The sequence below is a fragment of the uncultured Psychrobacter sp. genome (assembly GCF_947495825.1).
Lineage (GTDB): Bacteria > Pseudomonadota > Gammaproteobacteria > Pseudomonadales > Moraxellaceae > Psychrobacter.
This window is the reverse complement of sequence record NZ_CANMAH010000004.1, coordinates 190353-214874: the sequence shown is the minus strand read 5'-3', so window position 1 is coordinate 214874 and position 24522 is coordinate 190353. Positions and strand designations below refer to the sequence as shown.

Here is a 24522-nt window from a genome sequence, read left to right as displayed (position 1 = left end):
TAGACTGGACTACTAGAGAATAAAAGGGCAGTCTGCACATTATTGAGGGTTTCTCAGGATGACTGATTATGACGCAAACAGTGATAACAACAGAACGACTCTATCTTAGGCAATGGCAGCCAAGCGACTTTGCCGTGTTTGCTAAGATGAATGCTGATCCTGAGGTCATGAAATACTTTCCCAAGCTCTTAGCGCCCACACTCAGCGATGCAATAGCTCATAAATGCCAGCAGCTTATTGAAGATAATGGCTGGGGGTTTTGGGCAGTGTGTCTAAAAGAGAGCGATGCTTTTATTGGGATGGTTGGCTTAAATGAAGCACATGCTGACATGCCTTTTGCGCCCAGTGTGGAGATTGGTTGGCGCCTGCATAAGGATTATTGGGGGCAAGGTTATGCCACTGAGGCGGCAAGAGCATCGTTGAGGTTTGCATTTGAGAGATTAGATCTTGATGAGGTCGTTGCCTTTACTGCGGTTATTAACACGCACTCGCAACTGATTATGCAGCGTATCGGAATGAGAAATACGCAAAAAAACTTCAGTCATCCTTTTCTTAATACCGCTCATCTCCTTTCTGAGCATGTTTTATACAGAATTACTCAGCACCAATGGCAGATATCTATGCTTAAAAATCGTGGTTGATGATTAACGAATAAAAGATAAAGCTGTACTGCATAAAATATAACCAACTAGTAAAGCAATTAATTGTATTTAATAAACAATTTATTAAATATTAATCTAAGTTATATTGTAATTTTATGTTTCTTTCCAAAATCTTATCTTTTCCGTAAATGTATCCTGATGGTTTTTCAGTTGGCAACCATACATAAATATTATCTATAGCTTTATTAGATTAATCTTCAAAACCTAATTCAGCATTCTTAAGTTTTGTTTATATATTAGGCAACCCAAAGATATGCGGCTTCTACTACCATTTATGTTTGATGTGTGCTGCCCGTAACTCGCTATAACCTCTAGCATTGTTAATTTAAGCTATCAAATCGAGCTGTCGAATCTGAGCCCAGAGGTTTTGATTCCCCAGATTAGCTCCACAAAAGCGCGGTTGTTGGTCAAGGGTTCACCATCGATGATGAGGGCATAGCCGCCACCATCAATCCACAAAAATACAAAGCTGGTCTCAGGTATCAATAAATCAACTTGCTGAAAAAAAGATATCGCTTGGCTTTCAATCGCCCAGCCGCGCTGCTTTTGACGTAGCATAAATCCAGAGAAATCTGCGGCTGCTACGCTTAGCATGTCCGCTTCTTCTTGACTGTAGCCAATGCGCGCTAAGCAAAACCCTTCATCTGAGGCTATAGCAGCGCGGCGCTTACCAGATAAGCTTGCGACCACATACGGTAAAAACTGATCAAGTGGTAGGTTGGGTGCAGGCAAAAAGGTAGACAGCTTTTCGATAAACCCTTGCTCAACGAAGCTATTTAGCCATCGCTCCGAGTATTCCTCTAACCATACTGCGACCAGCATCGTTTCACGATATGATAAGAGCGCTTGTAGTGCTAGCTGCTGTGCGGTTGGTTCGTGTTGAGAAAAGGCCTCGAACACACCAGCAGGGGTTAAAGTAATATAAGTTTTGTCGGCATTATCAAAAATGGACATAAAAACGTTCTCGTTGACAAAATGAGTAAAGAATGGGTAAGTAATGGCTATGCGCTTGATTTATTGTCTAAGTTTTGCGTGTTTTTTTGGGGTGTAGAGCCAGTTTGTTCTAGTTGCTGCTGGCAGTTGCGCCAGCGTTCATCAAACTGCCAATCGCTTTTGCCCAAACCAAACCAAACGATGGAGAAAGCCAATCGATCAGTACAGGCCAAACAGTGGGCAAAAAACTCGCGTTCAACTTGTTCAATTGTACTCCAGTCTGCCGCAGCACGCGCGCTCAACAGCTCAGTAGTAATGTTTTTGGCGATTTCTTTTGCATCGTCGCTACTGATACGTAAACGATGGGTTTGTACGTTTAATGATGGTGTCACCAACACGCTCCAGCGCGTTGCAAACTCACTACTGTGCTTTATGTAATCGAGCTTGTTAATACAGTTATGAAAAGCATGTTCTATCTGCGGGTGCAGGCGACCTTGGATACGGGCAAAGATGTCTTTGACATCGTAAGGAATGTCATACCAACAGCCAAAGAAAAAATCAGCGACTGCGCCTTGTAGGGGTTCTTTTTCGTCAAGCAGCAATGCAGCATTGATGCGCTGTTCGTGATAGTAGCGATTATTAGGATCGGCAAAGATTTTTCGCGCATAATAACGATACGTATGACGTGCAGTCATCTCGCTATCTTTAGACAACGATAAATCGTCAGTTGCAGATAAATCATCCATAACGGTGTCCTAAATATAAGAGGTATGCTGGGTTTTGGCGCTACAAGCAGTACGTGATTTTATAAAGAAAACGTCTTTTAACGTTTAATCAAGCAAGGTTTCCATAAGATCTAACATAAATTCGCCATCTTCTTCGCTCATTGCCTCAAATCCTTGTGGCATACCAAGCTCAGTCAGTGCTTCTTTACCGCTATCATCTTGATGAAAGGTCAATATCGCTTGACTTAGTGCTTTTTCATCAGCGAAGTCATCTTTAATCAGCAATACATGGCTGATGTCTGCCAAATCACTTTCGATCAGCACTGACAGTTGCGCTTTGGTCAAACGTGAAAAACCATGGAAAATTTCTGCTAAGAAAAACGCCACTTGAGCCTCACCTTTGATGACCTGCCTTGCCGCCGCTTGATAGGTCTCGGTCACCTCCCAGCTTAGATCCGCTTCTTCTAAGTCCACTGCTTCTAGTAAGCGCAGACCGATAAGCTTTACATCGCGGTTGTCTGCCATCGTGACGGTTGCACCTTTGGACAAATCCTCTAAGCGCTTAATATCACTATTAGCAGACGCTGCAATCACCATCTCATCCGATTTACCGACTGGGCGAGCGATGGCACGATAGCCTTTTTCGCGAATCAAAGTAGCAGCATCAAAGGGGTTGGCATAGATAATATGTATGTCACCGGCATCGACCATCTCTTCTTGCTCAGCATGAGAAGTGGGCGTGTTGAGATGTAAGTGAATGTCGGCACGCTTTTGGATCAAGGTATTAAACATGTGCCAGCCTGCAAAACGCTCAGGCGAAAAATCAGGAGCGATTAATAGGTTATATGTCTTTTCATTCATGGTTTAACCTTCCTCATTTTGTTTCATTTGGGCGTATTGCGCGATCGCGGCTTCTATCTTGCTACGTGAAGGCTTACGGCGTACAGAGGTATAACCGACGGTTTGACCGCGGCGTATGTTAGGAACGACCGTTGCATACACCCAATAGTGACTACCATCTTTACACAGGTTTTTGACGTAGCCATGCCATTTTTGTCCTGATTTTACCGTCTGCCATAAGTCTTGGTAGGCGGCCTTTGGCATATCAGGATGGCGCAATATATAGTGCTGTTGACCGATTAGCTCATCTATCGTATAGCCACTAATTTCGACAAATGCATCGTTTACATGGGTAAGATGACCGTCCAAGTCAGTACGTGAGACAATAAGCTTACCATCAGGATAGGGACGCTCAATCCCCGAATCATAAACGGTACGCGAGACACCGTCATGATAGGTTATGCTAACTTTTTCGGCTGGCATATCAGGCTTTACAGCATCTAAAAGTGGAGAGCCCATAAGTATTTCCTATATTTACTGTTCTAAATTCTTGGTTATCTAAGTCTGTTTAGATGAGCTTTGCAAGAGCTTCTGATGCACGCTTAATATCCAAAAAAATCAATCCAAGTTTGGCATTTGGCTTGGCCATAATCGTAAGGACTGCTTCATCACCTGATGAGGTCGTGATTACGTAGCCTTTTTCGCCTTGGATCATAATTCGGTCAATACTGCCCCGGGCCAACTCGCGACCTGCACGATCTCCCAGCGATAAAAGCGCTGCTGACATAGCACCCACACGGTCTTCATCGATGCCTGTTGGCAATGCTGAAGCTATCATTAAGCCATCGTTTGAGATTAGAGCAGATGCTTCGACATCTGCTGATGAGCTATTAAGGTCTTCTAGTATTTGTTGGAACGTATCTGTACGCATAGATATCTCACAATCCTTCATAGTTAAATGGACATAGGCCATTTATTGGTAAAGTTAAAAAGGAGTATTGTACTCAGGTAAACGATGTATTCAGGTAAACGATTATAATGCCTTACTGACAATGTGGTTATTATAAACCCATACTTATTATATTGATATAGAATTATTGGGATTCAGCCAATTTTTTTTCCATTTGTTTTGTATTTCGTACCGTTTATACTATTTTTTAGTCTAATATGGCTTAAGAATCAATGAGATACATCAGGATGAGTTTCGCCTAAAATTATAGCCATTCATAATTGGTAGCATTTATATTGCAATACGGGATTGACTTTTTTCAGTAGCAAGGTAAATTAAATAAGAAATATCAAGCAACCAGCCGTTCTGACCCTATACGCTGCGCACTATAATTACTGTCTTTGTCATATCTATCCCATCTATGCACAATCAGTATTTCAAACCGTAGTCTCAAAGTAATGTGTAATAGAGCTAATCTATCAATGTCACGACGCCTATCGGTTGCTTAACTTATGGGCTTTTAAATCCGCAAGCCTTTTATTTACTGCACAAAAAAACCCAATCCTGCATCAGTATCTACAATATAGCCATCCTTTGACGGCCGCGTTGTAGGGATGTAATTCAGCACGACCACACGTTTTATAGTTAAGGAAGATATATGAGTATTAGTCAGGCCATCGAAAACATCGAAGCACGCTACGCCCATCAACCTGAGTTTATTCAAGCGGTTAAGGAAGTTGCTCTTACCATTATCCCTTTATACGATGCTCATCCTCAATACGAAAAATTCAAAATATTTGAGCGCCTAGTAGAGCCTGACCGCGTTATTGCTTTTCGTATCAACTGGGAAAACGACAAAGGGGAAGTCCAAGTCAATCGTGGCTGGCGTGTACAGTTCAGTAATGCGTTAGGCCCTTACAAAGGCGGCGTCAGGTTCCATCCTACTGTCAACCAATCAGTGCTAAAGTTCTTAGGCTTTGAACAAATTTTCAAAAATGCTTTGACAGGTCTGCCCATGGGCGGCGGTAAAGGTGGCTCAGACTTTGATCCTAAAGGAAAGTCAGATAGCGAGATTCGCCGGTTTTGTTATGCCTTTATGCGTGAGCTGCATCACTATGTAAATAAAGACGTTGACGTACCAGCTGGTGATATTGGTGTTGGGGGGCGTGAAGTGAGCTACATGTTTGCAATGTACAAAAACCTGACTCATGAGCATGGCGGTGTATTAACTGGTAAAGGCGTGGGCTTTGGTGGCAGCTTGGTGCGTACGGAGGCCACAGGCTATGGTGCGGTGTACTTCTTAGAAAACATGCTTACAGCGCAAAATGAAGTCATCGAAGGTAAAAAGGTATTAATATCAGGCGCAGGTAATGTCTCACTACATGCCGCTGAAAAAGTCTGTATGCTTGGAGGCATCGCAATTACGGTGTCTGACTCAAAAGGCACCTTGTATGATGAAAAAGGCTTTAATCAAGAAAAGATTGATTGGCTAAAAAAACAAAAAGAACAAAGCAAACCACTGTCTGACTATATAGATGTCTATGGCGGTGAATGGTTCGCTGGTCAAAAACCATGGCATATCCAAGGAGATATTGCGATACCATCAGCGACTCAAAACGAGATTGACGAAGATGATGCCAAGCTTATGGTTGAGAATGGCATCAAATATGTCGTTGAAGGCGCTAATATGCCACTGACTGCCAAAGCGGTTGACTATATTTGCCTACATCGCGTGCATTACGCCCCAGGCAAGGCCGCCAATGCGGGCGGGGTTGCTGTGTCAGCGCTTGAGATGTCACAAAACTCAGTCCGTCAATATAAGAGTTTTGAGCAAATTGATAAGCGACTAAAGCTCATTATGAAAGATATTCATGATTGTGCAGCAGATGCATCAGAAAAGTATGGTCAGACTGATAATGGCTACATAGATTATATGGCAGGAGCCAATATCGTAGGCTTTAAACGCGTCGCTGATGCCCTAGTGGCTTATGGCGTTTTAAACTAACTTAGAATACAAGTTAATTGGTCCTATAAACCAGCCACATCTAGCTAAACTACAATAAATACAAATACCGCTGCTATCTAATAGTTGCGGTATTTTTTTGTGCAAAATAACGCTATAAGACAAGTCTTTAATAGGACAAATGTCGCCTTAACATCTTAAAAAATATTAAATCGAAGATTATTAGAATAATGTCTGGTGTGACCTATAGAAATTAAACCACAAGCCGTATTCTCAAAATTGTACAGACGATAACTGCATTTATATGGACGTTAAATAGCTAATATAGCAAGACTTTTACAATAATTACGAGACGTTACACTACTAGGTTGTTGTATACATTTCATACGTAAACTCTAGTATTTATTTCAATTATTATAAAACTTAATACACATAGTTAGTAAGAATAACTACAAATATTGCTCAGAAAAATTTATATATAAGCAAAAACTGAGTGTCAATTAAGCAAATATAAATACATGCGTTGACCCTCTCACGAGTAGATAAATTGTCACAATAATAGAGATCGAAACGTTTCTATTTTTGACTTAATCTTCTTTTCAGTTAATGGGTAAACATAGGAACAGGACATGGGCATTAACGAGATAAACTGTTTTACAAAAACGCCGTTATCTATGAGTGAGGAGGCCATAAGACAAAGGGCTATAAAAAGGGATGTTATAGCAGAAGATACAAGAAGGAGAGCTGGTATGAAAAGAGTGGATATAACAGAAATAGGTACAAACCAACATACTGGGATAAGTGAAACAAGAGAAAACGTGACTGGCTTGAATTTAACTAAGAATAATACATTAAAGATTCGTAGCTTGGAGGATTCTGCAACACCAATCAACAAACGAGCGAGAAGCGAGTACAGTGAAAGTTTTAGGAACGACAGTTTCAATGAAGCTATTTCAAAAAAGAAAAATAGCCAAACCTATAAAAGTGCATTAAATAATAATAAACCACTTAGTACAAAAGCGCCTGTACGCTTGAGCTTTCAGCTAATGACTCGTGCTGAGCCAGCACAAATGGTCATTGATACTATTAAATCATTATTGGCAATCAAAGCAGACGACGATGAGATTTTAATTGTCGATAACAACCATACTAAGCGTGAGCTTTATGAGCCTTTGGCACAGTTTTGTGCCAGTCTTGATACGCGTCATAACGTGCATTTTTATCATATCGATGCGGTAGCTGGTTTTAAAGCTGGCGCGCTTAATCTAGCACTGGGTCTTATGGACCCTGAGTGTAGTCATGTGGTCGTAGTCGATAGTGACTATCAAGCATTACCACAAGCGCGTATGTCTATTGCAAAGGCCATTGAGCGTTACCCAGACCACGCACTATTACAGTTTCCGCAGTTTTATCGTGATGCGGGAAAAGAAGACGTCCATAGCGAATTAAACCACTATTTTAACCATCATTTATACCGCTCATTTAACCGTCAGCGTGCACTATCGACGGGAACTTATGCGGTTATCCGTCGTCGTGCGCTGCTCGCGATGGGCGGTTGGTCAGGTGCCTCAATTACAGAAGATGCACAGATGGGAGTGCTGATGCATGGTCGCGGTTTGCGTACTCGATTTATTCCCGAGGTCATTGCCACAGGTCTATTACCAACTACGTTGCATGATCTAATGAGTCAGAGACGTCGTTGGATCTACGGTAATATGCAGGTGCTAAACACTTACTTTTCTACGGTATCAAATTCGCCTACGCCCAGCTCATCTACAAAAAAGAAACTTAGTGAGCGCCTAGCTTATATGGGCGCACACTTATCACAGCTGAGCGCATGGGTAAATTTTACGGGCATATTTATTGTATTGCAGTTGGTGACACTACTTATCATCACGGGTGCGCTACTATTTAGCTCCAGTCTTAACATTCATGCTTTACTTGCTCCTTTATATGCGGTGTACGCAAGCTATGCAATATTTTTGGGTAGGCGCTTATGGGCTTATATGCAAGATAATGCTCCGCTTAATCAGCAAACTGACGATGGCGTGGCACCAAGCTTAGGCAGTCGACTTCGAGCTTGGGCGTTACATCTGAATTTTTGGGAGCTTGGTGCTTTATCATGGTGGCCTGTGCTTTGGGGACAAAAAAAGCCCTTTATCTGTACACCTAAGCAAGCGCTTGTACGTACACGCACGTCTGTTTATGCAGCCAACCTAATGGCAATGCCTAAAGCGCTATTAATGTTAAATATAACCACAGCTATCATCGTGTCGCCATTTTCATTATTGTATTCACCATTGTTATTTGGCTGCGCGATGACAGTCTGTATTTTAAAGATATGGGCTGCCAAGGTAATGCTGGTTAATTATGGTTATGAGAAGCGCTGTGCGACTAATAAAACGGTAGCGGTTAAAACTGCCTTTGCCAAAAATTTATCTCAACTGCAAGCAGTCAGTATCAATAAGTCAAAAAACAATCCGTAATTGTGTTTACTCAAAGCTAATAATACTAAAAACTATTGGATTTATCCCTTTAATAATTTATGTTGGACTCGTTATGCTATCTAGCCCCACTAATATAACAAATATTACTAATTATAGTCATGCAAGTGCAGATTATGCTCCCGTACTACGTATTGCGGTTATCGCTCACTCGTTATATCCCATTGCTCAGCCTTATGCAGGTGGTCTTGAGATGATAACTCAGCTGATTTGTGATGAGTTGGTGGCTCAAGGCCATCAGGTGTTGCTCTACGCTCACGCCGACAGTCAAACCAACGCCACACTAGTACCCTTTATGACCCGTGATGAATTTGAAAAGACAGTTTATCCCAATGAGCATAAGTCAGTAGAGATGAGCCGCGAGGAGCTGTATCAGTATTTGGTCTACCAGCAGGCGCTGCGCGATATTATCAGTCGTGATGAGATGGGAATGATCGATGTGGTACACAATCATAGCTTGCATCATGTGCCGATGATGATGGGGCAGGCGTTTGGCGCGCGGTTTTTTACCACGTTTCATACGCCGGTTTTTCCACAGCTGCGTTTGGCACTATTGACGCTACGGCAAGGCACTCAAACTCAATTTACAGCGATCAGTGGTCATCAGCAGCAGTTGTTTGCTGAGTTTGTGCCCTCGCATGTGGTCTATAACGGCATCGATGTCCACTCATTTACTGCCAATACAAACCCAATTGCTGATGAAGTGTATTTTTGGTACGGGCGCATCTGTCCTGAAAAGGGCACGCATTTGGCAATGGACTACTGCAAAGCGGCAGGCAAGCGCCTGATTATTGCAGGACCCAAAAGTAATGAGGAATACTTCGATGACTATGTGGCACCGTTATTAGAAGCCGATAGAGCGAGCGCTGCGCCGTTATTTGATTATGTTGGTCATTTAAGTAAGAATCAAATCAACAAGCAGTTAAGCCAAGTCACCGCCATGCTATTTACCAGTACTTGGGATGAGCCTTATGGCTTGACGCTCGCTGAGAGCCTCGCTTGTGGTACGCCCGTGATTGGCTTTGATGTCGGTGCTAGTGCTGAGATTATCACACATCAGACGGGTATTATCGTACCCAAAAAGGATAAAAAGGCATTTATACAAGCGTTTGCTGACATTCAGCATATTTCACGAGCAGCCTGTCGTGCTCACGCTGAGCAGTTTTGTTCAGTCGCTACAATGGTCGATGGTTATCTGCGTTTATATGAGCAGGCAGTAGCGGTTGATGACAGCGATAGCATCCAAGAGGCGTTTGTCTAGCGTTCTTTCCTTTTTTCTTTATGTAGTAAATATCAATGACTGCCTTAATTTGTTAGGAACTATTTACCATGCGTATCGGCTACTATGCTCATCATCACGGCTCGGGGCACTGCCGCCAAGCAGACAAACTGGCCGCCTTACTATCACTAGAGCTGCGTCAGCAAATGACGGTGTTTACTAGCTTACCTGCCGATGGTTATCGCTTTAGCAGTATAAATGATGAGCACATCGTACGTTTAGACGCTGAGGATGAGCGACCAGATGATGTGCTAGCGGGGCGAGCAGGTGAGTATTGGCAGCCAAGCTGTTTGCACTACTCGCCAGTAGGCAACAAAGACATTCAGAGACGCAGTTGGCAGCTGCTTGATGAGATACATCAGCGCCAGATTGACCTGATGATTATTGATGTTAGCGCCGAAGTGGCTATGCTATGCCGTACCGCTAGCGTGCCTTATCTCTATGTACGGCTGGCAGGCGAGCGTGATGATGCGCCGCACTTAAACGCCTTTGCGGGCGCGCTTGGATTATTAGCCCCTTATCCTAAAGCATTGGAGGCGACAGCCACGCCGGACTGGGTACGACGAAAAACGTTATATCTTGATTTTTTGCCAAGTAAAGCCCAAGGTTTGCCTAGCTTTTGTGAGTTTATGGACGAGCTTATGACATTGACCAATGATGATGCTATTCATAAACAACTGGTCGCCAGTGTCGATAAGTCTTCTATCGTTACTGTGATTAAAGGCTATGGCGGGCACGAAGCGATTGATGCCAAGTTGCCAAAGCTACGCCAAATACTACCAGACGCTATAATTGTCTCTCTTGGTCCTATCAATGATGAAGTACGGCATTGTGTCGATATTGCCGCCCACGTCGATGATGTAACGCCATTTATCGCCTATAGTAATCTGCTATTAATGGCGTGTGGCTTGAATGCAATTGCGCAGGCCTATGACTATGCGACGCCGCTTATTGTATTGCCTGACGTGCGCCCGCACCGTGAGCAAGAAGTGATGGCAGAAGCATTAATCGAACAAGGTCGTGCGCTTAGTTGGCCACAGTTTATCGCCAAAGCCTCTAGTATGGATAGTCAGAACCTATTGTCTTCTCTTTCCATGAATAATAAGTCGATTGACCATGAGCAGACTGCTTTGACGAGTAAGCAAGCCAATCTGGCGGCGCAACGCTTTATGAATAGCATTGCTGACTATACTTCCGTAAAAGCTTGGTTTGCAGAATGGCTATTGCCGCAGTTGGACTTAAAACCTAAAAAATAAGAAATAACAAAGAAACTTATAATAAAAGCAAAGAAGATATTTATGACTACCATACCCCAAGTAGCAAACGCTGCACATATCACTATTCCCACTAACGTTCCTTTAACGGTCATCACTACCTGCTATGGGCGCAATCGTCATCTTTACAATCTACTTGGTAGTCTAGCGCAAGGTAGCGTCAGGCCGAGCGAGGTGGTTATCGTTAATGATGACGCCGAGCCTGAACGTCTGGCAGACTACGATTTAAATATTATTAAGATAGCAACGACTACAGCGACTGAGCATGGATTGGCGAGTAGCGCCTCGTTTGATATCGGTCGTAACCGTAATCTTGGCGCTGCACGTGCTAGCTATGAGGCCATGATTTTTTTGGATGTGGATTGTATCGTCGCCTATGACTTTATCGAAGGGTTATATGATAAATTGCAAACGTATCCTGATGCGCTACTGATGGGCCAGCCACGTTATTTAACGCGCCCTTTGACGGATGATGAGGGTAGTCAGCTACAGCAAGGTCAAATGGCCGCCGATGCCTTAGACAAGCTATCGGTATTTAACCCTTATCGTGATAACTTTACCCAACATCGCAATGACAATGTCGATGCTAATATTAAAAAAACGCAAGACTATGGCGCATTTTGGAGTCTATGCTTTGCGATAATGCGTCATCAGTTTGAGCGGATTGGTGGCTTTGATACCGATTATATCGGCTACGGCGCTGAAGACACAGACTTTGCTTTTATGGCACGTGCTTTAGACATTGATTTTTATTTGACCAATGACGTGGTTTACCATCAACAGCACAGCGTCTACCGGCCGCCACTCAATCATCTCGATAGCATAGTCATCAATGCCAATCGCTTTTATGACAAATGGCAACACTGGCCGATGGCAGGCTGGCTGGTAGAGTTTGCGCAGCTAGATTTGATTGACTGGCAAGAGGCGCAGACAGTGCCTATTGAGATTCTTCGGCAGCCAAGTAGAGCTGAGGTTGACGCCGCACATTGTTCAGATGCGCCTTATGTTTAGACGGACTGAAGGCTTAGTTCTGCCTATAACGATACATCACTAGTATCAATGAGTAGTTAGTTTTGATGAGCAACTAATACTGACGAATAATCTCCACACCTGTAGGCGGCGTTGCAAGCTCTTGCCGTTCAAACGCCCAATTATGACCTTCCCAAAAATGCGCGGTTTTATCATCATTATTAAAACCTAACATGATGATCGATAGCGGCGTCTCAGCTTTCTGTTTTTGCTGAATATACAGGCGCGCAGATAAGAGTAACCGGTATAACAAAAACCCTGACGTCGGTGCCGATGAATGGATATCTGCAAAGATAGGATAATCCGCTACCACACTGTGCTGTTCTGATAGCACAGCGCAATGCTCATCGCTGCGTAATAGTTTCTCAAGCTGCTCTGGAATCTCTAGCACTCGGTTAGCCGTTATGGGATCATCAGCGGGGCTTGGATCATCGCATGGCATTGGGAACTGATAGGCAGCATTTCCAAACAAAATGCCAAGCGGTGCTTGCTTCGCCATATCGAGCATCGCTGTCACATTATTGCTGCGTGGTGGTAGGCCAAAATGCAGCTTACTGTCACCGATTTGTCTAAAAAATAGCAGCTTTGGCAAATCTTTGGCGAGCGGATGATTGGCAAAGAAATCTGCATGAATAAAGTCATTAAATAAAACCAGTACATCAGTAGGCTGCAATAGCGCCTTTAAGCTCGCTGTATCTATCGACGGGTTATTGGCAATTAATATAATCCGCTTACTCTGTAATAATGGTTTTTGAAGGACAAGCGGTAAGCTTGTAAAAGCCAAAGCCGATAGCGTATTAGAATCAGTAGCAATATCGAAATCAGAGTCACTTATAGAGTGAGAAGTGCTATCGTACAAAGAGTCTGTCAGGTGGGACTTATTTAGCATAGAGGCTTAAATGACCTAAGTAGAAAGAAAAATTAACATTATAAAAAGTAGGGAAACATTATACCGTAGGGCCATCAAAATAACACTATCTAAGACTATGATAAACATAGTAAAAAGGTAACTATTAGACAATGTTTCGTAATACATAGATGCTACATATTGCAACCTTTTTACCTTAGAATCATTTTTATATATCCGTAGCATAAGAACAATTGCATCACAACTAACTATAAGGATTGACTAATGAAAAAGACACTTAAAAACTTTAAACTAACGACATTGGGTGCTTGTCTAACTGTGGCATTGACGACAGGAGCATTAAGTACCGCTGTGGTCGCGGCAAATAACTCTGATGAAGTAAGCGTGGCGCAAGCAGCTAAAGTCAGCTTAAAGCAAGCTGTTGCTACAGCAAGTAAAGAAGCTTCTGGTACTTTGATTAGTGCAGAGCTGGACGATAATGATAGTGATGCTCAGAAAGGTAATAGTGTCTACGAATTAGAATTTAGTAATGACACCACCAGCTACGAGATAAAAGTCGATGCCATGACAGGCGAGATCGTAACGTCTGAGACCGAGCAACTTGATAAAGAGGACATTAATGATTATCAAGTTCAGCAACAAGCAAAAATAAAGATGACGGATGCCATTGATATTGCTGAAAAACAAACCGATGGTCGTACTATAGAGATTGAATTTGAGATTGACGAAGATAAGATGGATCATCCAACTTACTATGAGGTTAAGGTATTCAAAGACAATCAAATATTTGAATTAAACATAGACGCAGAGACGGGTACAGTGTTTGAAAATTCAATTGATGATATAGACGCTACGCCAGATATGACGGCAGTCGAGTTATAACACTCTTAAAGTTTATCAACTGTATTCATTTTTAGTCAACTACTATCCATAACAAAGCCCCAATCATTGCATGATTGGGGCTTTGTTATGGATAGGTTTTTATAGTGGTTTGTTATACCGTCTCACGCCATCTGCCTTGTACCATGATACCTGCGATAGGATTTAGCCCCATCTGATAAGCAAGGTCAGCAGGACGGGCGATGTCCCATAATACCAAGTCAGCATCACAGCCGACTTCTATCTTGCCTTTTTTGGTTAAGCCTAATGCTTGCGCTGCATGCACGGTCGCCCCTGCCAGTACTTCTTCCGTAGTAAGATAAAATAAGGTACAGCCCATATTCATCGCCAATAACAGCGAGGTGAGCGGCGAGGTACCGGGGTTGCAATCGGTTGAGATAGCCATCGGCACGTGATGCTTGCGCAACTCTTCAATCGGTGGCAGCTTGGTATCACGCAGCGTATAAAAAGCCCCCGGTAATAGCACGGCTACCGTGTTGCTTGCGGCCATTTTCTTGATATCGTCTTCTGCTAAGTGCTCAAGATGGTCGCTTGATAGCCCTTGATAATCAGCGACCAAAGCGCTGGCACCTATATTTGATAGCTGCTCGGAATGCAACTTCACTGGCAAGTCTAATGAGCGAGCAACGTCAAAGACCCGCTTAATTTGCTCACTACTAAAGGCGATGTTTTCACAAAAACCATCGACCGCATCGACCAAGCCCTCGCTATGTAAGATGGGCAACCACTGGCAAACTTGCTCAATATAGTCATCGGCCCGGTCTTTGTACTCTGGCGGTAGCGCATGGGCGGCCAAATACGTGGTGCTCACATGAATGTGGTGTTTGTCACCAAGTGCGCGGGCGACTTTTAGCATTTTGCGTTCAGTGTCTAAGTCTAGCCCATAGCCAGATTTGATCTCGATACTGGTCACGCCTTCTTTGATGAGGGCGAGCAGGCGTTTTTCGCTTTGAATAAATAATTCTTCCTCATTCGCTGCACGAGTGGCGCTCACTGTCGAGACGATGCCGCCACCTTGTGCGGCGATATCTTGATAACTGGCGCCTTGTAAGCGTGCTTCAAACTCGTTGCTGCGATTGCCGCCATACACGATATGGGTATGACAATCGATAAGTCCGGGCGTGATCCAGTTGCCATGTACGTCTTTGATTTGATCGCTTTTATAATGAGTTAGATGCGGTTTGATTTGCTTATGCGTACCAACCCATGCGATTTTGCCGTCTTTGATACCGATAGCAGCGTTTTCTAATTGACCATAAGGGGTGCTTTTGTTTTGATCATTGCTTTGATTGTTGCTCTGATTGTCACTGTAAATATCAAAGCCGTATTGCGCTGAAAAGGTGGCAAGATTGGCATTGATAATAATGTGATCAAATGAAGTCAGGGTATTAGTAGCATTATTGTCAAGTATTTGGGCGCTAGTGTGGTTCATAATAAGCTCCTGCTTGTGGTTAACCAACTATTTCTTGTCTATGTTAAAAGTAAATGCTGCTCGATAATAGTCGTTAAGAGGCGAGCCGCGACTTTACAGCTGCGTGCATCAATATCAAAGGTCGGATTAATCTCGGCGATATCAGCCATTTTTACTTTGCCTGATGCCATAATCAGTTTGACCGCGCGCTCAACGAATGCCAAGTTAATGCCATAAGCAGCGGGTGCACTGACGCCCGGTACCACGCTCGCTGGCAAGCAATCCATGTCAATGGTTAAATAGATGACATCAACGTCATTGATAAATTTCTCTATTTGCGCCGCAAGTTTTTTCCATTTTTTATTGGTGCAATCTTCATCACTGATAATATGCACGCCTAACTGCTCAGCACGGTCAAAGAGTGCGGCAGTGTTAGAAAATCGACTGACGCCGATACAGCAATAGTGAAATGGCTGATCTTGCGCCTCAAGGTGCTCGGCAATTTGGCGAAAGGGCGTGCCAGAGGTGGCGACATCAGACTGACGAATATCTAGATGCGCATCAAAGTTAATAATGCCAATACGCGGCGACGCATCGTTGTTACTGGTAGCATCTGCCTGCTGTAGCGCTTGCCACAATCCCAAAAAGCTGCCATAAGCGATGGCATGACCGCCACCAAGTCCGACAGGCAAACCGCCTTGCTGGATAATGTGACTGACTTTATCAGCGTAGGTTAATTGAGCTTGCTCGAGGGTGCGCTCGGCAAAGTCATTATTATCATGACAATGTATGTCACCAGCATCACCCAGTAGCGTTGATAGTTGCCCATCAAAGCGTTGTTGCAGCTCAGCGATGACGGGCAGCGCCGCAAATACTTGACGAATCAAAGGCGGCGCCGCTCTGGCTCCCACGCGTCCTTGATTGCGTCTGACGCCTTGGTCACAAGCAAAACCAACCAACCCAATGCGCTGGCCGTTTTGCTGGTTGTTTTGTTGATTGCTGCTATCAAAGATATAAGGCTGCGCTATTTGATACCAATAGCGGGCGCGTGCAGACTCAAACGGCTCGGCACGTCCAGTCCAGCGGCTCATATCAGCGGCGCTGTGGCTCACGGCTGTGTCAGACATTGATAGGCTCATCGCTGATTTCCTTTAATCCGTATTGCTTGTGTATATTTGATCCGCTATAAAATAAGTACAGTGCGACTGGTATAAATTTTCTTTGCTTGCTGTGTGACTTCGTCACTCCAGAGGCTGCATAAAATTCATCCCAGTAGCACGCCATAAAAGCTGTACTCTTTTTATTTAGCACTTACTATAGAAGGATGCTATTTATTTAGACTCGTACCAGTCACTACGCAGTGCCTGCCAATGCTTTGTCAGTGCGCTATTTAATACCAGCTGTTTTGCCGCTTCGATATCAGGGGCTAGATAGCGATCTTTGTCATAAAAAGCGACTTGCTCACGCAATTTTTGATGGGCGTCCTGTAATGCTTCGGAAGTAGCAAGGTTACGATGGAAGTCAATCCCTTGACCAGCAGCCAATAGCTCAATGCCAACGATGGTAGCGGTATTTTGCGCCATCTCATATAGGCGGCGGGCGCTATAGGTGGCCATCGATACATGGTCTTCTTGGTTGGCAGAGGTTGGGATGCTATCGACACTGCCTGGGTGAGCCATAGACTTATTTTCTGAAGCCAGCGCTGCTGCCGTCACGTGAGCGATCATAAAGCCGGAGTTCACCCCTGCATTTTCCACCAAAAATGGCGGTAGGCCACCTGATAAGGTTGCATCAATCAATAGTGCCACACGGCGCTCAGACATAGAACCAATCTCAGCGATTGCTAAAGCGAGCATATCTGCGGCAAAGGCCACTGGCTCGGCATGGAAGTTACCCCCTGAGATAGCCACTGGACCATCTTCATTGTTAAAAATAAGGGGATTATCCGTCACCGCATTGGATTCAATTAATAACGTCTTGCCTGCTTGGTTAATGATATCAAGGCAAGCGCCCATCACTTGTGGCTGACAGCGTAAGCAATACGGATCCTGTACTCGATCATCTTGTTCGTCATTGTGCGAAGCACGAATAGCACTGCCTGCAATCAAGCTTCTGTGAGCTTTGGCGATCTCTATCTGACCATGGTGACCACGCACTTCATGAATACGCGCATCAAATGGCGCATCCGAGCCTTTGGCGGCATCAATAGACATGGAGCCGACGATGGTGGCGGTCTCTAATAAATCTCTTGCTAAAAAGTAACCGCGCAGTGCCAGTGCTGTTGAAACCTGCGTACCATTGATAAGGGCAAGGCCTTCTTTGGCCGCTAGGGTGATAGGCTCAAGACCATGCTGTGCTAATGCCTCAGCAGCGGGGACTTTTTTGCCGTCAACATAGACGTCACCTTCGCCCATCATCGCCAGCGTCATATGCGATAAAGGCGCTAAGTCGCCAGAAGCACCAACAGAACCTTTGGCAGGAATGTTTGGGGTAATTTGATGATTAATTAAGCCAAGTAAACTATCGACTACCTCGCGGCGGACGCCAGAGACGCCTTGAGCGAGGCTGGCTACTTTCATCACCATAATTAGCCTGACCACGTTATCCGGTAGCGCCTCACCCGTACCGACTGAGTGTGAGATGATCAGGTTGCGTTGAAGCAACTCAAGTTGATCATCGCTGATACGAGTCTTGGCTAATAGACCAAAACCAGTATTGATACCATAAGCGCTCTTATCACGGGCGATGATGGTACGTACATCTTCATGTGAGGCATCTATCGCTTCATAAGCGCTGGCGGGCAAGGTGAGGTGGACTGGGTGATTATAGATATCACGTAGCATCTCAAAGCTTAGCTTACGTGGATGGAGGGTCAGAGTTTTGATGTCAGTCATGCGAGTTGTCCTAATTTTATGAGCTATATGTTAATTGTATTTTTTGTTGTCTATACATTTTAGTTTATGCTTTGTTGTTTATAAACAGCTAAAAGCTATACTTTCTAAATTGTTTAACCGATCCTGCTTGTTTTAGTCCTTCTAACTGATCCAGCCTAAATATATCGCTAGATGTCCAAAAGGTGCGGCGATTAGAATGCTAAGTACTACGCGCTCAAACCAAATGATGACCATCTTAGGGACTGACAGCGGAATCTCAGTTGCCAACACACAAGGAATCATCGCTGAAAAGAACAAAATACTACTGATAGAGATGACCCCTGCTACATAGCGGGTCAACACCTCAGCTTCCGCTAACAGTAGGGCAGGCAAGAACATCTCAGCCAATCCCGCTGACATACCTTTAGCAGCTACTAGTGGCTCAGGCATACCGGTTATCCAAGTGAATGGATACAAGAGCAAACCTAGCACATCAAAGACAGGGGTATATTTGGCTAATAATAAACCCGTTAACCCTACCGCGATAATCGAGGGTACAATCGCTGCCGCCATCGTCACACCATCGCGAAAGTTCGACCACATAATTTGTTTGAGGTCAGTTGCACGACGTGATGTGGCCAGTCCCAAATGATACGCTGCGGCTAAGCGATTGCCTTGTTGGTTATCCAAGTCTGGACGATTGACACTGTCATCAAAACTTCGAATCGGTGGAATACGTGCGGTAATGGCAGTGACAATAAAGGTAATAATCAGTGTTGACCAAAAGAACAGATTCCAAAACGCCATCAAGTTTAAGGTTTTGGCAACGATGACCATAAAGGCTGCCGATACCGTAGAAAACCCAGTAGCAATCACGATGGCTTCACGGACCGAATATTGTTTTTGTAGAAATACCCGATTGGTAATGAGCAGCCCGATAGAGTAACTGCCAACAAAGGACGCAACGGCATCAATCGCCGATGAGCCGGGCGTTTTCCAAATCGGCTTCATAATAGGCTGCATAAGCACCCCAAACATCTCCAGCAAACCAAAACCGAGCAAAAAAGCGAGGATTAATGCACCAATAGGGACGATCATGCCCACCGGCAATGCCAGCTTTTCAAACAAAAACGGCATCATGTCCTTTTCCATGATGATGGCAGGTGCTATATCAGTGATATACATGATGGCAAGTACTAGCCCGATAATCTTAAAGGCAGTTAATATCATATTAGTGATATTTTTACGCCATGAACCGTCGTAAATAGGTTTGCTGACACCATAAATCATCAGTAGAAATAGCAAAAATACAGCAAGAGTGTGCTGCTGAGTGACCAGATAAGTTGCCCCATGATCAAATAAAATCGTACTCTTTTCACCAATAGTGAAGGGAACGAAGAACATCACTAAGCCAATAGCACTAAATACGATTAGCTGTATTAGCGCGACAGGTTTGGATAGCAGCTTTTCAGGCGGCGGGCTAGCAGGCGCTGGACTGTCTAGAGGCGTGCTAGGCACAGAGCTGCCTGGAGGCAAAATATCACGTTCAGACATATTATCGTCCTTGATAAAGTGTTGATGATGTCCTTATATCATTTGAGCATATAAGGACAGGAGCAAGCTATTTAATCATCGGCAGATTTAAACCATAGTCCTTGGCGGTTTTGATCGCCAGCTCGTAGCCGGCATCGGCATGACGCATCACCCCTGAGCCGCAATCATTGACCAGTACGCGCGCCAAGCGCTTGGCTGCGCTATCTGTGCCATCGGCGACGATGACCATGCCAGAGTGCTGCGAGTAGCCCATGCCCACGCCGCCGCCATGATGGAGGGACACCCAAGTGGCGCCGCCTGCGACATTGAGCATGCCGTTTAATAGCGCCCAATCCGACACCGCATCTGAGCCATCTTTCATACTCTCGGTTTCACGGTTTGGGCTGGCAACAGAGCCGGTGTCCAAATGGTCACGGCCGATAACGATAGGGCCTTTGAGCTCACCGTTTTTGACCATCTCGTTAAAGGCAAGTCCTGCTTTGTCACGCTCACCCAAACCTAACCAGCAAATGCGGGCAGGCAAGCCTTGAAATTGAATACGCTCTTTTGCCATATCCAGCCAGCGATGCACGTGGGTGTTTTCAGGGAACAGCTCTTTGATTTTTTGATCAGTTTTATAGATATCTTCTGGATCACCTGATAGCGCCACCCAGCGAAACGGCCCTTTACCTTGGCAAAACAGCGGACGTACATAAGCGGGGACAAAACCTGGGAAATTAAAAGCGTCTTTTACCCCTTCATCAAAGGCCACTTGGCGGATGTTATTGCCATAATCAGTGGCAGGGATTCCCATGTCTTGTAGATCCAGCATGGCCTGTACGTGTACGGCACAAGAGGCGGCAGCAGCTTTGCTCAATGCCGCGTGTTGCTCTGGGTTTTCTTGTGCTGCTTTCCACTCATCAACGCTCCAGCCACTTGGCAAGTAGCCATTGATTAAGTCGTGAGCAGAGGTTTGGTCAGTAACTAAGTCAGGTTTTATCTCGCCTGCGTTCGCACGCTTGACCATCTCAGGCAAGATATCTGCGGCGTTACCAAGTAACGCAATAGAGACAGCTTCACCAGCAGCGGTATGCTGCTTGATCAGCTCATAAGCATGGTCAAGATTGTCGGCTTGCTTGTCGACGTAACCGGTGCGCAAACGAAAATCAATACTGGATTGCTGGCATTCGATGTTTAAAGAGGTCGCACCAGCAAAGCTTGCGGCCAATGGCTGCGCGCCGCCCATACCGCCAAGACCAGCAGTCAAAATCCAGCGTCCGCTCCAGTCTCCATCATAATGCTGGCGACCTGCTTCGACAAAGGTCTCATAAGTGCCTTGGACGATGCCTTGGGTGCCAATATAAATCCAGCTACCAGCGGTCATCTGACCGTACATAAATAAGTCTTTACGATCAAGCTCGTTGAAATGCTCCCATGTGGCCCAGCGCGGGACGAGGTTGGAGTTGGCGATCAATACACGCGGCGCATTTTCATGAGTTTGAAAGACGCCAACTGGTTTGCCTGATTGCACGAGTAGGGTCTCATCGTCTTCTAACTCTTTAAGAGAGGCGAGGATTTGATCATAGCTTTCCCAGTTACGGGCGGCGCGGCCAATCCCGCCATAGACGACTAGGCTCTTTGGGTTTTCGGCCACATCAGGGTGCAGGTTGTTTTGAATCATGCGATAAGGCGCTTCGGTCAGCCAGCTTTTACAATGTAGCGTACTGCCAGTTGGCGCGGCGATATCACGGCTTTCATCACGGCGGGTAAAGGTGTTTGCCTTATGGGTATTGTCTGTAGTGGTTTCCTTGGCAATAGTCATGAACAGATCCTTTTGAGTGTGCGTCGCTTATTTACGCTGCGTATTTACGTGGTCTATTTGCGAGGCATTTAGCGATAATATTGGGAGTGTTTAATAAGTTGTATATACAAATTATCAAAGATTATTTTTTCATGCAAGTGTTTTTTTAAAAGTCGCTGAATTATTTTAAGATTGCTCGGTTAGATAGGTTGTTCTCATGGTGATTGTGATAATGGTCATGATATTATGTCAGCACTTTCATAGCTGCATAGTCGCATAGTTGAAATCAACAGCAGAGACAAGCATGACAAAGGTGAAGCGTGACATGACAAAATCAGTTCCAGCATATCAACGGATTAAAAACGCCATATTGGATAACATCCATTCTGGAAAATGGCAGGCGGGCGAGGCTATCTCCACCGAAATGGCATTGGCAGAAGAGTTTGAGGTATCGCGCATGACGGTCAACCGCGCGCTAAAAGAGCTAAGCGAGGAGCGAGTATTAGAGCGCAGGCAAGGGTCAGGGACGTTTGTCGCTCAGCAGCAGTTCAATCATACTTTTGTAGAAGTGCGTAATATCGCGCAAGATTTAAAATCAGCCAACCGCGATTATCAGGCACAAGTGGTGAGCAAACGTGCGATCACCGCAAGCATGTTAGATAATGAGATGCGCCGTAAGTTTGATATTGAAGAAATAGTTGTGTCTTCTAATTCTAAGAGCGCTGATTCAAATAAAATTGAGAGTGCTGAGCCGGCTGTATTATACGAAGTAAAAATCATTCATTTCGCTGATGGTCAGCCCATACAGTTTGAGGAGCGCTGGGTCGATGCGACAAAAGTGCCAGAGTTCATTGAGCAAGATTTTAGTGTGGTGAATACCAGCGACTATCTGATTGCCAAAAGTCCACTTGAGCGCGGTAACTATACCATTCGAGCCTTATCAGCACCTGATGAGATCGCTTGTGCGCTACAGATTGCTCCGCAGTCACCGACGTTAGTGCTACGTCGTCAGACTTACTCAGCAGGACGGGTACTGACTTTTGTCAAGATGTGGCACGCAGGCGATCGCTATCAGTTCTCTGGTGAGCTGTAACAATCTTACGTATGCTCACTGTTTTTGTACGGTTATTCTTACCAATTTGCCATACTATAAGTAAGAGATAGCAGACGCTTATCAACCATTGAAGTTTGTTTTTACTAGATAAAATTTGAATGCAAAAAGCTTATTATAAAAAAATACTATAAAATAGTATTGAAAGATGCAGATAATATCCTCAAATCGGGCAGCCAAAGCAATATATAATTTATAGTTTGTCTAACTTGGTCCGCTCATTACATTACTTATTCACCTTATAAGGACGCCTTATGAAACGTCGTAATCTTTTAGCCCTCGCCGCCAGTACTGTATTGCTTGCTGCTTGTGGTCAGTCTACTACCAATGAAGCAGAAACCAGTGCTACTGATACTGCTGCAGCGGAAGGTTCTGATTTGCTACAACGTATTAACAATGGCGGTACGATCAACGTTGGTACAGAAGGCACCTATCCTCCGTTTACTTATCATGATGAAAGCGGACAGCTAACTGGCTACGATGTCGAAGTGACTCGCGCAGTCGCTGACAAGCTAGGCGTCGATGTCGAATTTAAAGAAACCCAGTGGGATGCGATGCTGGCAGGTCTTGATTCTGAGCGTTTTGATATAGTTGCCAACCAAGTGAGCTTGACGACACCTGAGCGCCAAGCGAAGTATGACCTCGCTCAGCCTTATAGCTGGTCAGGTGCTGTAGTCTTAGCTGCAACCGATGACAATCGTTATAGCTCATGGGAGGCATTAAAGGGATTGCGTAGTGCGCAATCATTAAGCAGTAACTATGGTGAAATGGCAGAGCGCTATGAAGCAGAAATCGTCCCTGTCGATGGGATGGCGCAAGCGATTCAGCTAGTAAAGCAAGACCGTGCTGACTTTACGATGAATGACCAACTTGCTGTACTAGACTATCTCAAAAAATTCCCAGATAGTGGCTTAGAGATTAAACTGGTTGCACCAAAAAGTGAGCAGCGTGGTTCAGGTTTGATACTATTAAAAGGTAATGATGCTGTCGTGGAAAAACTGAATGAAGCCATGGGTGAGTTGCAAGCGGATGGCACGTTAACTGAGCTTAGCGAAGAGTTCTTTGGTGCTGATATAAGCCAACAAAAATAATGCTAGCTTCTATAACGTCGGTGTTAGCTGATCTATTGGCATTATTGCCGTTTATGAGCCCTGATCGGGCGCAAATCGTCATCAATTCATTTTGGCCAATGCTCAAAGGCGGTATCTATTATTCGATACCGCTGGCATTGATATCATTTGCTATTGGTATGGTGATTGCGCTGACAGTCGCGCTCATTCGTATTGTACCGCGGACAGGCTGGTTCCATAAGATTATCTATAGACTTGCTCGCATTTATGTTTCCGCCATTCGCGGTACACCGATGCTGGTGCAGCTATTTATTATCTTTTATGGCCTGCCAAGCGTTGGGGTCAAGCTCGATCCATTTCCTTCAGCGATTATTGCTTTTTCATTGAATATTGGTGCTTATGCGTCGGAGACGGTGCGTGCCTCGATTTTGTCGATTCCAAAAGGCCAATGGGAAGCAGGCTCGACCGTCGGTTTGACATACTTGCAGACCTTTCGGCATGTCATTTTGCCGCAAGCGCTACGGGTATCGGTACCACCGTTATCCAATACCTTTATCAGTCTGGTAAAAGACACTTCTCTGGCCTCATTGGTGCTGGTTACAGAGTTGTTTAAAGAAGCCCAAATTATCACCGCACGTAATTACGAGTTTATGCTGGTCTATACCGAAGCGGCGTTTATTTACTGGGGTATCTGCCTATTCTTGACCTTTATTCAAGGTAAGCTTGAAACTAGGCTTGATCGTTACGTGGCTAAGTAGTTCATCGACTCATTCATCAGCAGTTTTAGTATTATTAGC

General features: G+C 44.5%; 21 protein-coding genes. 10 read left to right on the top strand and 11 right to left on the bottom strand.

The window, feature by feature from the left end; translation table 11 throughout:
* Nucleotides 1-68: 68 nt before the first annotated feature.
* A complete protein-coding gene (locus tag Q0895_RS06450; protein ID WP_299186674.1) occupies nt 69-641 on the top strand; it encodes a GNAT family N-acetyltransferase in 573 nt (190 codons plus the stop codon).
* 354 nt (nt 642-995) lie between these two features.
* On the opposite strand, the gene Q0895_RS06445 is transcribed toward Q0895_RS06450, so the two are convergent.
* From Q0895_RS06445 to Q0895_RS06425, 5 genes are all read right to left on the bottom strand, one after another.
* Entirely contained in the window at nt 996-1616 is a 621-nt protein-coding gene (locus Q0895_RS06445) for a hypothetical protein (RefSeq protein ID WP_299186672.1), read from the bottom strand.
* A 47-nt stretch (nt 1617-1663) separates the two neighbouring features.
* Nucleotides 1664-2341, bottom strand: coding sequence for a hypothetical protein (locus Q0895_RS06440; protein ID WP_299186670.1), 678 nt, complete (start codon nt 2339-2341; stop codon nt 1664-1666).
* A gap of 84 nt (nt 2342-2425) precedes the next feature.
* The gene (locus tag Q0895_RS06435) at nt 2426-3181 is read right to left on the bottom strand and encodes a phosphate/phosphite/phosphonate ABC transporter substrate-binding protein (protein ID WP_299186667.1); all 756 of its coding nucleotides are present in this window, start codon (nt 3179-3181) and stop codon (nt 2426-2428) included.
* A gap of 3 nt (nt 3182-3184) precedes the next feature.
* Entirely contained in the window at nt 3185-3679 is a 495-nt protein-coding gene (locus Q0895_RS06430) for a PAS domain-containing protein (RefSeq protein ID WP_299186665.1), read from the bottom strand.
* A gap of 49 nt (nt 3680-3728) precedes the next feature.
* Complete coding sequence (locus Q0895_RS06425; RefSeq protein WP_058369317.1) at nt 3729-4091, bottom strand: roadblock/LC7 domain-containing protein; 363 nt, start codon at nt 4089-4091, stop codon at nt 3729-3731.
* A 676-nt stretch (nt 4092-4767) separates the two neighbouring features.
* Here Q0895_RS06425 and gdhA point away from each other — a divergent pair.
* The 5 genes from gdhA (at nt 4768) to Q0895_RS06400 (ending at nt 12140) form a co-directional block, all read left to right on the top strand.
* Entirely contained in the window at nt 4768-6114 is a 1347-nt protein-coding gene (gene gdhA / locus Q0895_RS06420) for an NADP-specific glutamate dehydrogenase (protein ID WP_299186657.1), read from the top strand.
* A 707-nt stretch (nt 6115-6821) separates the two neighbouring features.
* On the top strand, nt 6822-8558 hold the full coding sequence (locus Q0895_RS06415) for a glycosyltransferase family 2 protein (protein ID WP_299186655.1): 1737 nt from the start codon (nt 6822-6824) through the stop codon (nt 8556-8558).
* Between the two features lie 73 nt (nt 8559-8631).
* Nucleotides 8632-9837 (top strand): glycosyltransferase, encoded by a 1206-nt coding sequence (locus Q0895_RS06410; protein ID WP_299186652.1) that lies wholly within the window; start codon nt 8632-8634, stop codon nt 9835-9837.
* Between the two features lie 68 nt (nt 9838-9905).
* Nucleotides 9906-11111: a hypothetical protein gene (locus Q0895_RS06405; protein WP_299186649.1), complete on the top strand. Its 1206-nt coding sequence runs from the start codon at nt 9906-9908 to the stop codon at nt 11109-11111.
* A gap of 42 nt (nt 11112-11153) precedes the next feature.
* Nucleotides 11154-12140 carry a glycosyltransferase gene (locus tag Q0895_RS06400; RefSeq protein ID WP_299186646.1) on the top strand — a complete coding sequence of 329 codons (987 nt, stop codon included), beginning with the start codon at nt 11154-11156 and terminating at the stop codon, nt 12138-12140.
* Between the two features lie 73 nt (nt 12141-12213).
* Here the strand turns inward: Q0895_RS06400 and Q0895_RS06395 are convergent, their stop codons facing one another.
* Entirely contained in the window at nt 12214-13047 is an 834-nt protein-coding gene (locus tag Q0895_RS06395) for a hypothetical protein (protein WP_299186644.1), read from the bottom strand.
* A 243-nt stretch (nt 13048-13290) separates the two neighbouring features.
* On the opposite strand from Q0895_RS06395, the gene Q0895_RS06390 reads away from it, so the two are divergent.
* Nucleotides 13291-13908: a PepSY domain-containing protein gene (locus Q0895_RS06390; RefSeq protein ID WP_299186641.1), complete on the top strand. Its 618-nt coding sequence runs from the start codon at nt 13291-13293 to the stop codon at nt 13906-13908.
* Nucleotides 13909-14020: 112 nt separating this feature from the next.
* On the opposite strand, the gene hutI is transcribed toward Q0895_RS06390, so the two are convergent.
* The 5 genes from hutI to hutU form a co-directional block, all read right to left on the bottom strand.
* Entirely contained in the window at nt 14021-15358 is a 1338-nt protein-coding gene (gene hutI, locus Q0895_RS06385) for an imidazolonepropionase (protein WP_299186638.1), read from the bottom strand.
* A 38-nt stretch (nt 15359-15396) separates the two neighbouring features.
* On the bottom strand, nt 15397-16464 hold the full coding sequence (hutG, locus tag Q0895_RS06380; protein ID WP_299186825.1) for a formimidoylglutamase: 1068 nt from the start codon (nt 16462-16464) through the stop codon (nt 15397-15399).
* A 204-nt stretch (nt 16465-16668) separates the two neighbouring features.
* Entirely contained in the window at nt 16669-18231 is a 1563-nt protein-coding gene (gene hutH, locus Q0895_RS06375; RefSeq protein WP_299186635.1) for a histidine ammonia-lyase, read from the bottom strand.
* Nucleotides 18232-18372: 141 nt separating this feature from the next.
* Nucleotides 18373-19764 carry a YjiH family protein gene (locus Q0895_RS06370; protein WP_299186633.1) on the bottom strand — a complete coding sequence of 464 codons (1392 nt, stop codon included), beginning with the start codon at nt 19762-19764 and terminating at the stop codon, nt 18373-18375.
* A 67-nt stretch (nt 19765-19831) separates the two neighbouring features.
* Nucleotides 19832-21565: a urocanate hydratase gene (gene hutU / locus Q0895_RS06365; RefSeq protein WP_299186630.1), complete on the bottom strand. Its 1734-nt coding sequence runs from the start codon at nt 21563-21565 to the stop codon at nt 19832-19834.
* A 304-nt stretch (nt 21566-21869) separates the two neighbouring features.
* On the opposite strand from hutU, the gene Q0895_RS06360 reads away from it, so the two are divergent.
* From Q0895_RS06360 to Q0895_RS06350, 3 genes are all read left to right on the top strand, one after another.
* Nucleotides 21870-22637, top strand: coding sequence for a UTRA domain-containing protein (locus Q0895_RS06360; protein WP_299186626.1), 768 nt, complete (start codon nt 21870-21872; stop codon nt 22635-22637).
* Nucleotides 22638-22909: 272 nt separating this feature from the next.
* The gene (locus Q0895_RS06355) at nt 22910-23746 is read left to right on the top strand and encodes an amino acid ABC transporter substrate-binding protein (protein WP_299186623.1); all 837 of its coding nucleotides are present in this window, start codon (nt 22910-22912) and stop codon (nt 23744-23746) included.
* Complete coding sequence (locus Q0895_RS06350; protein WP_075102776.1) at nt 23746-24483, top strand: amino acid ABC transporter permease; 738 nt, start codon at nt 23746-23748, stop codon at nt 24481-24483. Before Q0895_RS06355 ends, Q0895_RS06350 begins: the two co-directional genes overlap by 1 nt.
* Nucleotides 24484-24522 lie beyond the last annotated feature (39 nt).